11 protein-coding genes are annotated in these 13,668 nt (G+C 67.5%); 2 read left to right on the top strand and 9 right to left on the bottom strand.

All coding sequences use genetic code 11. The features are described from left to right. The first annotated feature begins 33 nt into the window (after nucleotides 1–33). Together gabT and QCD70_RS01650 are read left to right on the top strand one after the other, a co-directional pair. Nucleotides 34–1,389 (top strand): 4-aminobutyrate--2-oxoglutarate transaminase, encoded by a 1,356-nt coding sequence (gabT, locus tag QCD70_RS01655; protein WP_301213380.1) that lies wholly within the window; start codon nucleotides 34–36, stop codon nucleotides 1,387–1,389. After that, nucleotides 1,386–2,366 carry an asparaginase gene (locus QCD70_RS01650; protein WP_301213379.1) on the top strand — a complete coding sequence of 327 codons (981 nt, stop codon included), beginning with the start codon at nucleotides 1,386–1,388 and terminating at the stop codon, nucleotides 2,364–2,366. Before gabT ends, QCD70_RS01650 begins: the two co-directional genes overlap by 4 nt. A gap of 27 nt (nucleotides 2,367–2,393) precedes the next feature. Here the strand turns inward: QCD70_RS01650 and QCD70_RS01645 are convergent, their stop codons facing one another. From QCD70_RS01645 to QCD70_RS01605, 9 genes are all read right to left on the bottom strand, one after another. Next, complete coding sequence (locus QCD70_RS01645) at nucleotides 2,394–3,182, bottom strand: ABC transporter permease (RefSeq protein WP_301213490.1); 789 nt, start codon at nucleotides 3,180–3,182, stop codon at nucleotides 2,394–2,396. Nucleotides 3,183–3,253: 71 nt separating this feature from the next. Further along, nucleotides 3,254–4,168 (bottom strand): ABC transporter permease, encoded by a 915-nt coding sequence (locus QCD70_RS01640; RefSeq protein WP_301213378.1) that lies wholly within the window; start codon nucleotides 4,166–4,168, stop codon nucleotides 3,254–3,256. Nucleotides 4,169–4,171: 3 nt separating this feature from the next. Continuing rightward, nucleotides 4,172–5,374, bottom strand: coding sequence for an ABC transporter ATP-binding protein (locus QCD70_RS01635; protein ID WP_301213377.1), 1,203 nt, complete (start codon nucleotides 5,372–5,374; stop codon nucleotides 4,172–4,174). Beyond that, a complete protein-coding gene (locus QCD70_RS01630; protein ID WP_301213376.1) occupies nucleotides 5,374–6,600 on the bottom strand; it encodes an ABC transporter substrate-binding protein in 1,227 nt (408 codons plus the stop codon). The genes QCD70_RS01635 and QCD70_RS01630 overlap by 1 nt, the downstream gene beginning before the upstream one ends. 109 nt (nucleotides 6,601–6,709) lie before the next feature. Beyond that, a complete protein-coding gene (locus QCD70_RS01625) occupies nucleotides 6,710–9,649 on the bottom strand; it encodes an FtsK/SpoIIIE domain-containing protein (RefSeq protein WP_301213375.1) in 2,940 nt (979 codons plus the stop codon). Between the two features lie 105 nt (nucleotides 9,650–9,754). Continuing rightward, on the bottom strand, nucleotides 9,755–10,264 hold the full coding sequence (locus QCD70_RS01620) for a zinc-ribbon domain-containing protein (protein WP_301213373.1): 510 nt from the start codon (nucleotides 10,262–10,264) through the stop codon (nucleotides 9,755–9,757). Nucleotides 10,265–10,269: 5 nt separating this feature from the next. Then, nucleotides 10,270–11,094 carry a protein phosphatase 2C domain-containing protein gene (locus tag QCD70_RS01615; protein ID WP_301213372.1) on the bottom strand — a complete coding sequence of 275 codons (825 nt, stop codon included), beginning with the start codon at nucleotides 11,092–11,094 and terminating at the stop codon, nucleotides 10,270–10,272. A gap of 73 nt (nucleotides 11,095–11,167) precedes the next feature. Beyond that, entirely contained in the window at nucleotides 11,168–12,196 is a 1,029-nt protein-coding gene (locus tag QCD70_RS01610; protein ID WP_301213371.1) for an FHA domain-containing protein, read from the bottom strand. Nucleotides 12,197–12,205: 9 nt separating this feature from the next. Beyond that, a complete protein-coding gene (locus QCD70_RS01605) occupies nucleotides 12,206–13,642 on the bottom strand; it encodes a gamma-aminobutyraldehyde dehydrogenase (protein ID WP_301213369.1) in 1,437 nt (478 codons plus the stop codon). Between the last annotated feature and the right edge of the window lie 26 nt (nucleotides 13,643–13,668).

Below are 13,668 nucleotides of genomic sequence, written 5' to 3'. Positions count from 1 at the left end.
GCCGTGCGACCCGGCGGTAAACTTGCTCGCATCATGACTGACACGCTGAGTTCTTCCTACACCGTCGCCCAGGAGCGGAAGGTCGTCACGGCGATCCCCGGCCCTCGAAGCATCGAACTGCACGAGCGACGACTGGCCGTTGTACCGGTGGGGGTCGGCACGGCTCTTCCCGTCTACATCGAGAAGGCCAACGGCGCCATCCTCGTCGACGTCGATGGCAACCAGTTCATCGACCTCGGTGCCGGCATCGGAGTGACCACGGTCGGGCACACCTCGGCCCGCGTCATCGAGGCGGCGACGGCCCAGCTCGGCAAGGTGACGCACACCCTCTTCACGGTCACTCCCTACGAGGAGTACGTGCGGGTCGCAGAGCTGCTCGCCGAGCACACCCCGGGCGACTTCGCGAAGAAGACCGTCCTCGTCAACTCGGGCGCCGAGGCCGTCGAGAACGCGGTCAAGATCGCGCGCAAGTACACACGTCGCACGGGTGTGGCCGTGCTCGAGCACGCCTACCACGGCCGCACGAACCTGACCATGGCCATGAACTTCAAGGCGGCGCCGTATGCCACCGGATTCGGCCCTCTCGCCGGCGCCGTCTACCGCGCGCCGAACTCGTACCCCTACCACGACGGCCTCTCCGGCGCCGAGGCGGCGGAGCGCACCATCAACTACCTCGAGAAGACCGTCGGCGCGTATGACCTCGCCTGCCTCGTGGTCGAACCGATCCAGGGCGAGGGCGGCTTCGTCGTGCCTGCCGACGGCTATCTGCCGGCACTGCAGCAGTGGTGCACTGACAACGGGGTCGTCTTCATCGCCGACGAGATCCAGAGCGGAATGGCCCGCACGGGTGCGTACTTCGCCAGCGAGCACTTCGGGCTGGTGCCCGACATGGTGCTGAGCGCCAAGGGCATCGCGGGTGGTCTCCCCCTCGCCGGCGTCACCGGTCGCGCCGAGATCATGGATGCAGCACTTCCCGGCGGCCTGGGCGGCACGTTCGGCGGAAACCCCGTGGCCGCTGCGGCGGCCGTCGCCGTCTTCGAGCAGATCGAGAACGACGACCTGCTGGCCGAGGCGACACGCATCGAGCAGACGCTGGTCTCGGGCCTCGAGACCCTCGCCTCGAAGTACGACATCATCGGCGACATCCGGGGCGTCGGCGCCATGATCGCGATGGAGCTGGTGCAGCCCGGAACCGGAGCGACGACGAAGGAGCCCAACCCGAAGGCCGTCGACGCCATCGTGGCCTACGCGGCCGAGCACGGCGTCCTCGTCCTGAATGCGGGAACCTACGGCAACATCGTGCGTTTCCTTCCGAGTCTGGCCATCTCCGACGCGCTCCTCACCGACGCGCTCGGCGTGATCGACGAGGCCATGGCGACCCTGCGATGACGTCGACGGCAGCAGGCGCCGTCACGATCGCCGCGGCCGTCGAGCTGGCGGTTCTCGAGCGCAGCGGGTTCATAGAGTCGCGTCATGTGGGCGCCGCAGTCGTGGTCGCAGCCGACGGCGCGATCATCGCCGAGCTGGGCGATGCCGGTGCTCCCGTGTTTCCGCGTTCCAGCCTCAAGCCCTTTCAGGCGCTGGCCATCCGCGAGGCGGGCGTGCACCTCAGTCCCCTGCAGACGGCCCTGTCGATGGCGAGCCATGGAGGCACCTCGGCGCACGTCGAGGTCGTGCGCGAGATCCTCTCGCTCGCCTCTCTCGGCGAATCCGACCTCGGATGCCCGGCGGACTGGCCGGGCGACAGGGCCGCCCGCGACGCGGTGGTCCGCGCCGATGCCGGGGTGCAGCGTGTCTTCATGAACTGCTCGGGCAAGCACGCCGCCATGCTGCTGGCGTGTGTTCAGCAGGGCTGGAGCACGGCCGACTACCTCGACCCGGGCCATCCCCTGCAGCTGCGCGTGCGCGAGGTCATCGAGCGGGAGACCGGCGAGACGATCGTGGCATCCGGCGTCGACGGATGCGGCGCACCCGTGCACGCGATCTCATTGCGAGGCCTCGCCCGCGGCGTGTCACGCATCGCGCAGCGCACCACGCCCGATTCCGAATGGCTCGTCGATTCGGTCCTCGCCAATGGGTGGGCGGTAGACGCGCCCGGCGAACAGAACACGATGGTGATCGACGAGCTGCAGATCTTCGCGAAGCTCGGCGCCGAAGGGGTCATGGTGATGTCCACGCTCTCCGGTGTGGCGGTGGCACTCAAGATCCTCGATGGCAGCCTTCGCGCGGCCGCACTCGTCGCGCTCGAGCTCCTGGTGCGTGCGGGAGCAATGGACCGCGGCGACGTCGACACCCTTGTCGCACGATTCGATCTGACCGTGCTCGGCGGGGGCAGGCCCGTCGGAACGATCAGGGTCACCGCCTGAATCGACGGGTCGCGGCGCAGGCCCCGTTCACGAGAGCCGGTCGAGTCTCTTCTGCCGTGCGGCTCGACCGACCTGGCTCACGACGACGATCGCAATCGCGAGAATGAAGACGGCCGACGCGATGACATTCGCCTCGGCAGGGATGCCTCGGGCCGCCGCGATGTAGATGAACTTCGGGAAGGTGTCGACCGACCCCGCGTTGAAGTTCGTGATGATGAAATCGTCGAAGCTCAGCGCGAACGACAACAGCGCCGCGGCCAGGATGCCTGGGAGCAGCAACGGAAATGTGATGCGCCAGAACACCTGCGCAGCAGATCCGTACAGGTCGCGTCCGGCCTCCTCCAGCGCAGGATCGAGCCCCGCCACCCGTGCCTTGACCGTCACGACGACGAAGCTGATGCAGAACATCGTGTGGGCGAGGATCACCGTGACGATGCCCTTCTGCGTGCCGAGCGCCAGGAACTGGGCTGCGAGGCCCGCACCGAGCACCACCTCGGGCGTGGCCATCGGCAGGAACAGCAGCAGGCTGATGCTCGACCGGAACCGGAACCGGTACCGCACGAGCGCGATGGCGATCGCCGTGCCGAGAGCCGTGGCGAGCACCGTGGCCACCACCCCGACGAGAATGCTGTTGCCGAACGCCTCGCAGAGCCCGGGTTCGTTGCAGACGGTCAGCCACTTCTCGAGAGTGAAGCCGCGCCAGGCCAGGTTCGACTTCGCGGAGTCGTTGAACGAGAAGGCGAACGTGTAGCCGATGGGAATGAGCAGGAACACGAGCGCCAGGGCCACGTAGACGGGGAGTCCGAGACCGGCCAATCCACGGCGCGGGCGGCGCGGGGGTACGTGATCGGGACCGGCCTGGTTCGCCGTGTCGAGGGGCAAGGCTGTCACAGCAGGTCCTCCGTTCCGCTGCGGCGCACGTAGACGCCGACGAGTATGAGGATCACGGCCATCAGGATGATGGAGAGCGCCGCCGCGACCGGGTAGTTCTGCAGGGTGAGGAAGTTGGCTTCGATGGCGTTGCCGAGCATCGCCGTCTTGCTCGAGCCCAGAAAGTCGCGGCTCGCGTTGATGTAGTCGCCCGCCGCGGGAATGAAGGTGAGCAGGGTTCCCGAGATGATTCCCGGCATCGACAGCGGAACCGTGACCTTCAGGAAGGTCGTGGCCGGGCTCGCGTAGAGGTCGTTTCCCGCCTCGAGGAAGCGGATGTCGAGACGCTCCAGCGTCGTATAGAGCGGAAGTGTCATGAACGGGATGAAGTTGTACGTGAGGCCGAAGATGACGGCGAAAGGCGTCCCCGTCAGGTGACCGTCTGCCGGCAGTATGGCGACGGCCTTGAGTGCGAGCACGACGGGCGACTCGTCGGACAGGATCTGCTTCCACGCGAGGGTGCGGAGCAGGAAGCTGATGAAGAACGGCGCGATCACCAGGGTCAGCATGAGGCTCTGGAGCAGGGGCCATCGACGAGCCTTCACCCCGATGAAGTACGCGATGGGATAGCTGATGACGAGGGCGAACACAGTCGCCGCCAGCGCGTATCCGAAAGCGCGAAGGATGTGGGGCAGGTACTCGCTGGCGCTGTCGACGTAGTTCTGCCACTGCAGGCCCGGAATGTAGTCGCCGATATCGCCGCCGGGCAGTTCCGCCTGAAACGAGGTGATCACAAGCGAGATCAGCGGCGTCAGGAAGAACAGAACCATGTACAGGATGCCGGGCAGCAGGAGCACGAGCGCGACCGTCGAGGCCCGCCTGGCCGGTTTCGTGACGGCCGCGTCTGTCGAGGCGAAGGCGGCGAAGGCCACGGGCTAGGCCCCTTCCAGTTCTGTCTCGAGATCGGCTCGACGCTGCACCGCGATCGCGTTCGTCGATGAGTCCGCCGGGAACCGGGATCCGTGCGCGGGTTCGTCCTCGAGTCCGAAACCGTGGTCGACCGTCCAGCTCACCCAGACCTCCGCGCCCTCGTTGACAACGGGGCCGAAGACCATGTTCTGGGCGAACACGGTCACGGCCCCGAGGCCGGGGATCTGCACGATGTACGACGTGCTGACCCCTGAGAACGAGACGTCCGTGACCCTGCCCGGGCCGAGCACGTTGGTGCCGGCATCCGCGGAGGGAGCCTCGATGTGGAGCAGGAGCTTCTCGGGCCTCACTCCGATCGTCACCTCGCCTGCGTGCCGCTGTGCGCGCGTGCGGGGAACGACGATGCCCCTGCCCGAGATGTCGACCGTGATGGCGTCTGCGGTCGAGCCCGTGACCGGACCGGTGAAGAGGTTCGACTGGCCGAGGAAGTTGGCGACGAACGCCGTTCGCGGGAGCTCGTAGAGCTGCTCGGGAGCTCCCATCTGTTCGATCTCTCCCTTGTTCATGACCGCCACGATGTCGGCCATCGTCATGGCCTCCTCCTGGTCGTGGGTCACGTGAAGGAACGTCAGGCCGATCTCGGTCTGGATGCTCTTCAGCTCGAGCTGCATCTGCCTGCGCAGTTTGAGATCGAGGGCGCCCAACGGCTCGTCGAGGAGCAGGAGGGCCGGGCGGTTCACGACCGCCCTCGCCAGGGCCACGCGCTGCTGCTGTCCGCCCGAGAGCTGGGCGGGCCGGCGCGCAGCGACATGGTCGAGTTCGACGAGCCTGAGTGCCTCGTGCGCCTTGCCGAGGGGGTCGTCGATCTTGCGCCGACGGAGCCCGAAGGCCACGTTCTCGAGCACCGTCATGTGCGGGAAGAGGGCGTACGACTGGAACACCGTGTTGACCGGACGCTGGAATGACTTCGTCTGCGTCACATCCGTGCCGCCGATGAGGATGCGTCCTGCGGACGGCTCCTCGAGGCCGGCGACCAGTCGAAGCGTGGTCGTCTTGCCGCAGCCCGAGGGGCCGAGCAGGGCGAAGAACGAGCCGGCGGGAATCGTGAGGTTGAGGTTCTCGATGGCGGTGAATCCGGGGAACCTCTTGCTGATGTCGATGAACTCGAGATCGGCGCCCGCCTCGGCGAACGTGCCCATGGCCGCCATCAGATGCCCAACAACACTTTCTGGAATTCGGTGCCCAAGGTCTTCTCTTCCTCTGCTGTCAATGTTCGGAATACGTGCGCGTCTCGAAGGGTCGTCTCGTCGGGGAAGATCAGCTGGTTGTCCGCCAGTTCGGGATCGATGGCCTCCATCGCCTCCTTGGCCCCGACGACCGGAGTGATGTAGTTGACCCAGGCCGCCACCTCTGCGGCCACCTCGGGCTCGTAGTAGTAGTTCATGAGCGCCTCGGCGTTCGCTTTGCGGGTCGAGCCCATGGGCACGACGAAGGTGTCGTTCCAGAGGGTGCCGCCGGAATCGGGGAGGATGAACTCCCACTTGTCCCCCGCCTCCGCGTTGATGAGGGTGATGTCGCCCGACCAGCAGATGGCCGCCAGGGTGTCCTCGTTCTGCAGATCGTTGAGGTAGGCGTTGCCCTTGATGTTGCGCACCTGCCCGTCGTCGACCTGTTTGCGGAACAGATCGACGGCATCCATGAAGTCGCCTTCGCCCCAGTCGCCCGAGATATCGGTGCCCTGCGACTGCATGATGACGCCGATCGTGTCTCGCATCTCGCTGAGCACGCCGACTCGACCCTTCAGCTCTGGATTCCACAGGTCGTCGACCGACTTGAGCCCCTTCGGAAGTCGCTCCTTGTTCCAGCAGATTCCCGCGAAGCCGCCCTGCCACGGAAGAGAGAAGCTGCGGCCGGGATCGAAGTCCGGCTCCGCGAGAGACGGCAGGAGGTTCTTCTTGTTCGGGATGTTCGCCGCGTCGAGCTCCTGCACGTATCCCTTGCGCACAAGTCGGGAGACCATCCATTCCGTGAGACAGACCGTGTCGGCGCCGATGTCCTGTCCGAGGGCCAACTGGTCTTTGACCTTGCCGTAATAGGTGTTGTTGTCGTCGACCGCCACGTTGTAGGTCACCTGGATTCCGGTCTGCTCCTCGAATCCGATCAGCGTCGGGTACTTTCCGTCGTCGTCCTCGTCGAGATAGGCCGGCCAGTTGTCCCACACCAGGCTCTTGTCGGTGTCGGACAAATCGACGGCGGCCAACGGAGCGGGCCGAGGACCGGTGGAACAGGCGGCGAGGGCCAGCGCCCCCAGCCCCATTCCCGCCCCCGCGAGCACCGATCGGCGCGAGAGCGAGATCTGCTTCGCGCGCTGCATGGATCGCGCATAGGCGATGGCCTGCCGGATCATCGGGTCGTGCGGCAGTGATGGGTTCATGACTAGTGGGTCTCCGAACTCTGCTGTCGTCAGGGTGGTCTGATAGTGGCACAGCACATCGCGTCATGGGGAAAAAGAGGGGCAGAACGTCGATCTCGAAACATGATCTTCACGAAATCCGCTTCGTTTCGGGGCGTTGGCGGGCGGAAACCTCCGCAGGACGGAATCGGGCGATCGCGCCGCCGGGGTCGAGAAGCCACCCGCCGGCGCGGCCGGGCTCGACGGGCGGGGGCAGATCGCGTCGGCGCGTGAGCGACCGGAAATCACCCGGTGTGCAGCCGTCGAAGTAGACGGGGGTCGTCGTCCTCAGCGCTGAGAAGGTCGTCCAGGCCGCGACCCAGGCGTCCGGAGTGCCGACGATCCAGGTCTGCTCGCCGGCGCGTGACGAGAACTCGGCCAGAGCCGCTCGATCGCCCGCGTCGATCAGCCGTGTCGCAGCGGGAACGGCGCCATTGCTCTTGTCGAGGAAGGGCGCGGGACGCGACGAGACGACCAGCAGCCGCGGAGGTGGCGAGGAGCCTTCGAGTGCGCGATGGTCGCGCGCCGCACCGGCTCGCGACCGGAGCGGGGAGTCGGCGACGGCGACCTGCATTCGCGCACCCCTCCAGTGCCCGCCCCCGGCGGCGAGTCGAGCGTCGTGATCGTGCGCGGCGCCTTCGGCGACGATGTACTCCTGCCGCGAGGCGAAGCGAAGGTGGATGCGCTCGGGAAAGAGTGGCGCGAGCGCACTGAGCGGGGCCGCGAGCCGCTGCGCCGCGGCCACGAATGTGATGCCGCTCGACGGGCCATCCCGCAGCAGCATCGTGAGCGCTGCGGTCAGCTCGGTCTGGTACTCCGCATCGAAGCGACGCAGCACCGAATCGATGTCGTCGACGACGACGACCAGTGGCGCGTGTTCTCCGCCCTGCTCCCGTCGTGTGCGGCACAGCTCGACGATGTCATGCAGCGCGTCCCACGAGTCCTCGATCCCTGGCCCGATCACCGTCACCGACGCGGATTGATGGGCGATCGTCTCGAGCAGGGTCGACTTGCCCGACTTCGCCGACCCGAGGACCAGGAGGTGCCCGTGCTCGACGGGGTCGTACAGCGCGACCGGCTGAGTCTGCTCCTCAGGAAGATCGAACCGTCCGATCGCGATACCCGACGAGGGCGTCGGCACGTCGGCGAGCTTGATCAGGCGTGGCAGCGCCGGCAGCCAGGGCGCCCGCACGCTCTCACCCCTCCGTCCGGGGCGGGCGGCGATGCTGAATGGATCGGTGTGAGCGACCTGAACCTGCACCGGTGCACGACCTGCTGCGGAGACGAAGCACCGGCCGCGAAAGGCGGCCGAGAGGGTCGACGCTGCATCGCTGCCGATGATCGCCACGGAGTCGACCGCGTTGTTCACCCGCAGCGACAGCCGGAGTTCGCAGTTCGCGAGCAGCGAATCCCGCACGACGCCCGATGGCCTCTGGGTGCACAGCACGAGGTGCAGTCCGAGGGAGCGCCCGCGTGCGGCGATGTCGGCGAACACGTCGTGCAGTTGCGGAAACTCGGACAGCATGGCGGCGAACTCGTCGACGACGATCACGAGGCGCGGCAACCGACCGGCGAGACGGGCATCGGCGATGTCCCGGGCTCCGGCGTGCCGGAGGATCGTCTCCCGTCGCCGAATCTCGGCCCTGAGGCTGGAGAGCGCGCGTCCGGCGCCCTCCGGATCCAGATCGGTGATGAGTCCCACGCACTGTTCGAGGCCGGTCAGGGCATCGAAGGCGGATCCGCCCTTGAAGTCCACGAGCAGAACCGTGAACTCTGACGCATCGTATGCCCGGGCGAGCGCAGCGACCCAGGTGACGAGAAGTTCGCTCTTGCCGCTCCCCGTTGTTCCCGCGACCACCGCGTGGGGCCCCTGTTCCACGAGGTCGAGCCTGAAGACGGCGCCGTCCTCCCCCACTCCGATCGGGGCGCTGAGGCCCGCCGACGGCTGCGGCCCCGTGCGGGGCGCGCGCGCATCCGGCAGATTCTCGAGCTCGGTAGACGAGATACTGCCTGGCAACCCCGCGGAGGGGAGGACCGCGCTCGCCTGCCGTCGCAGCCGGTCGGAGAACGCCTCGGCCTGGACGACCGACACGAACTCGCCGTCGATGGCCAGCGGCGACGCGAGCGTCGGGTGGCGCAGAACCGTGACCCGGGCGATCGAATCGGCGGCGACGACGACAGTCGCCTCGGGCGGCACCTCGTCGAGCGACTCGGCCACCACCACGAACGTCGACGGAAGCGGCGTCCGCGCATCGCCGACAGCTCCGAGTCGCACCTCGTCGTCTCCGAAGTGCGGCAGACAATGAGCCCAGTCCCAGTGCTCGGCGCTCTCGTCGCGCTCTGCCGATGCCACCACGAAGGCGGCCGCGGGCGGCGACAGGGCAGCCGCGAGCTGCACGGCGTAGCCGCGGGCCACGGCGTCCGCGAGGGGTCTCGCGCCGACCACGGCGACACGCACGGGCGGCGACGCCAGCACAGGGGCTCGAGCCAGCACCAGCGCTTCGCTGCGCAGGCGTCGCGCATCAGGATCGTCCTCGTCGAGACCCCCCTCCACACGCACTCCGCTCCTGACGTGCCCGGAGCCGAGGGAGATGACAGCCCGGCCCGGTGCCGTGGCGGTGAACGGGTTCGCCGGGCGCTCCAGAATGGTGCGGGCGGACGGCGCCCGTCGATTCAGCGCCTCGATCTCCCGTGCGTGGAATGCGGCCACCCTGAGACGGAACGCCTGACGCCTCCGCGTGACCTCGACACCATCTCGTCGTCTTGCCCGGCGCGCACCCACTCGTCGATCGAGGAGTCCGGCGACAGCCATGACGGGTGACAGGAGCGCGAAGAGGAACGCGAGTGGCGACTGCAGAACGAGCCAGACGAGGAGCGCGACCGCCAGCGGTGCAAGCGAACCGACGAGAGGAAACGGTGCTCTAGCGGGTGGATCGGCGCGCCGCGGAATGACGAGCACCTCGTCGACATCGAGCACCTCGTCGTGGGGCGTGGGATCGGCGCCGAACGGAAGAGGGGAACGCCGGGTCATGCACCGATTACACCTCGCGCAGGACTGCCGCCGGAGAGCGGAACCGCCGGCCGTGGAGAACGCGCGGTGAATCGTCGCTGTGAAGAGGCGGTGGTGAACGCGGTGTCAGAGAATGTCGAAGAACTGCTCGCCGATGCGGACGCGGGTGCCCCGCGCGACACCGTACCGTTCTCCGGGCACGGCGTGCAGGGTCTCCTCACCCGCCACCGAGATGGACGTGCCGTTGCCCGAGTGCCTGTCGCTGACCCAGAACAGTCCGTTCTCGATTCCGAACTCGACGTGAGTCTTCGACACGCTCAGCTGCGGATCGACGATGCGTACGACCTCCAGCGGCCCGTCAGATGGCCCGGGCACCGGATTGCGTCCGATCAGACCTGGCCCGGAGACGACGACGTTCTCCCCCGTGCTGAAGACGAGGCGGAACAGCGCCTTGGCCGCGCTCGCCCTCGTCGGCACACGGGCCGGTGCGGTCAGGGCCTCGCGCCGGCCGGCGACGGGAAGCGGCTCCACATGCTGGGTGTCGCTGAGCGCCGAGGCCGCGAGGACCGAGCTGCCGCACTCGCCGCAGAACATCGCCCCCTCGGGAAGCGCCGTGCCGCACGTCTTGCATCTCACGGGAGTCATCGTGTGCGCCCGCTCGGCCGTGTCGACTCGACCTCGTCGACCGCAAGCGCCACATCCAGCACCAGCACGGTCACGTTGTCCCTGCCGCCGTTCGCAAGGGATGCGGCGACGAGCTCGCTGGCCGCGCGCTCCGCCGACTCCGTCGTCGCCAGGTAGTGCCGGATGCCGTGGTCGGTGAGCTCCTTGGTCAGTCCGTCGGAGCAGATGAGGATGCGCTGGCCCGGCTCGACGGGGATGAGCGAGTAGTCGGGCACCGGCTTCTCGTGGAAGCCGACGGCCCGGGTGATCACGTTGCTGTCAGGATGGACGTCTGCCTGCTCACGGGTGATCAGCCCGGCCGCGACCATCTCCTGCACGACGGAATGATCGGTGGTGATCTGCTCCAGCGTGCCGTCGGCGTAGAGATAGACCCTGGAGTCGCCGATATTGAAGACGGCCCACTGCGCCGCGTCGTCGACGATGGTGAGGGCCACACCGGTGACCGTCGTTCCCGTGCCGAGGAGGCTCTCGTCGCCCACCCGGTCGATGTCGGCGAGGGCGGACTCGAGGGCCTCGTCGATCGTGTCGGCGTCGACGTATGCCCTGCCGGTGATATCTCCGAGACGGGTCACCACGGCTGCGCTGGCGATGTCGCCCGCGGAGTGGCCGCCCATGCCGTCGGCCACCGCGAACAGAGGAGGGTTGGCGACGACGCTGTCCTCGTTGACGGCGCGCTTGTTTCCTCGGTCTGACTGGAAAGACCAGGTCAGGGTCAGCGTCGTATCGGCGGCGCCGGGAAGGACAACGCTCACATGGGCGTTGCTGTCACCGATCTGGGTCACGGGACTCTTCTCCTCGACATGCTGTTCTCGCGCAGGCACGGGCACCTGTGCTGGTGCGGGCCGTCATCCACGGTCAATCCGCACCGGGAAGTATCTCGATGACGGTGCCGTCACCGATTTCGATCCGACTGTACGGGGGAAGAACGATCGAGTCCCCCTGCCTCAACTTTATCCGAGGGGAACCGGGCAGAGTGACGGCGGTGCCATTCGTGGACTTCAGATCGGTGACGACGACCTCTCGGCCGCGCTGCTCGATGAGAATGTGCGATGCCGAGACTTCGCGGGTGGGCGACGGTACCTCGATCAGCATCACCTGCTCTCCGCCCATCTGACGCGGCCCTCGCGGCCGTCGGCCGATGTAGACCGGAACATGAAGCTCGAACGGGGCCTGCGATCCGATCCTCACCCGGCTGGGTCGCCTGCGCACAGGCTTCGACGCCGGCGGATCCGCCGCCTCGGACGGTCCGCCGTGTCGGGCACGACGCCGCTCGGGAGCCCGTTCGAGGGTGATCTCGTCGTCGTCCCGGCCGGCCTCGCTCGAGAGTGGCTCCGAAAGGCCGCCCCGCGCGCCACGATCGACGACCGCGTGACTGTCGTCGAGCATCCACAGCACCGATGAGGCGGATGCCGCGCCGAACACGAGGGGAAGTTCCGCTCCCGAGACGGTGGGCGCATCTGCCACCGGATCGATCGACGGGCCGGACGCGAAACGGATGCCCGAGACCAGCGAGAACGATGCGAGGTGCCAGGGCTGGAGTCCCTGTGACGAGAATCTGCGGGGCGGCCGGTCTGTCGAGTACAGGTCGACGACCGAGTCGCCTCGAGCGACGACCGAGACGAGCAGAGGATGCGTGTCGCCGCCCTCGAGCGCGGCGACGGCGAAGGAGGCTACCCCGTCGGGCCCGAGCAGGGGAATCGACTCCACGACCTTCTCGAGCGACGGGGATGCGTTCGACAGCTCCGCCCACACCCGCGAGAGCACGGCCGGCGTGCATGCACCGCCCAGCAGGGCGACCAGTCCCGGGGCGACGAGGAGCACCTGCTGCCGTGACGAGGCGGGCTCGTACACCACCCTGCCGACCGTCTCGGGAACTGCTGTCACCCGTCGAGCCTAATCGCCGATGAACGACATCACGTGCTTGATCCGGGTGTAGTCCTCGAAGCCGTAGACAGACAGGTCCTTGCCGTAGCCGGAATGCTTGAATCCGCCGTGGGGCATCTCGGCGACGATCGGAATGTGGGTGTTGATCCACACGCATCCGAAATCGAGCCGCCGAGCCATGCGCATCGCACGACCGTGGTCGGTGGTCCAGACACTGGATGCCAATGCGTAGTCGACACCGTTCGCCCGCCTGATCGCCTCGGCCTCGTCGACGAAGGACTGCACGGTGATCACGGGGCCGAACACCTCGTTCTGAATGATCTCGTCGCTCTGATGAAGCCCCGAGACGATCGTCGCCTCGTGGAAGAAGCCCGTGTCGCCCTGCCTGTGTCCCCCGAGCTCGACGGTCGCATGGTCGGGCAGGCGAGCGAGGAATCCCTCGACCTGCGCAAGCTGGGAGGCGTTGTTGACGGGGCCGAACAGCACGTCGTCACGGTCGGGGGCGCCAGTGCGCGCGTTCCTGCGGGCGTACTCGCTGAGCGCGGCCACGAACTCGTCGTGGATCCCCTCCTGCACGAGAAGCCGCGTCGCCGCCGTGCAATCCTGGCCGGCGTTGAAGTAGCCCGCCGCCACGACGCCTGCGACGGTCTTGGCGATGTCGGCGTCGTCGAACACCACGACGGGCGCCTTGCCCCCGAGCTCGAGGTGCACTCGCTTCAGGTCGACGGCGGCGGCTTTAGCCACCTCCATTCCCGCTCGCACCGACCCCGTGATCGAGACCAGTTGCGGAACCCGACTCGCCACCATGGCGGCACCGGTGGATCTGTCTCCGAGCACGACGTTCAGCACTCCCGGCGGAAGGAATTCCGCGGCGACCTCGGCCAGAAGCAGTGTCGAGAGAGGCGTCGTGTCCGACGGCTTGAGCACGGTCGTGTTTCCGGCGGCGATGGCCGGGGCGAACTTCCAGACGGCCATGTTCAGCGGGTAGTTCCACGGGGTGACCTGCCCCACGACTCCGATCGGCTCGCGGCGCACGAATGACGTGTGATCCGTCATGTACTCGCCGGCGCTGCGGCCCTCGAGGTGCCGAGCGGCACCGGCGAAGAATCGGATCTGATCGACCGAGAGCAGGATCTCGTCGGCGACGAGAGTGCCGCGGGGCTTGCCCGTGTCGAGCGATTCGCGATCCGCGAACTCGTCGGCGCGCGCTTCCATGGCATCCGCTATCCGCAACAGCGCGAGCTGACGCGTCGACGGTGTGCTGTCGCGCCATCCATCGAATGCGTCGGATGCCGCGCGATAGGCGGCCTCGACCTCCTGTTCCGAGGAGATGGGTGTCGTTCCGTAGACCCGCTCGGTGGAAGGGTCGACCAGCTCGAGCCGCTCGTCGCCCGACGGGTCGGCCTCACGGCCATTGACGAAGTTCCTCAGCTCGTACGTGTCCATCGCACCACTGTGCCACGCGCCCCTGA

Source organism: Agreia sp. PsM10 (assembly GCF_030433855.1).
Classification (GTDB): domain Bacteria; phylum Actinomycetota; class Actinomycetes; order Actinomycetales; family Microbacteriaceae; genus Agreia.
This window is presented reverse-complemented; position numbering and strand designations above follow the sequence as displayed.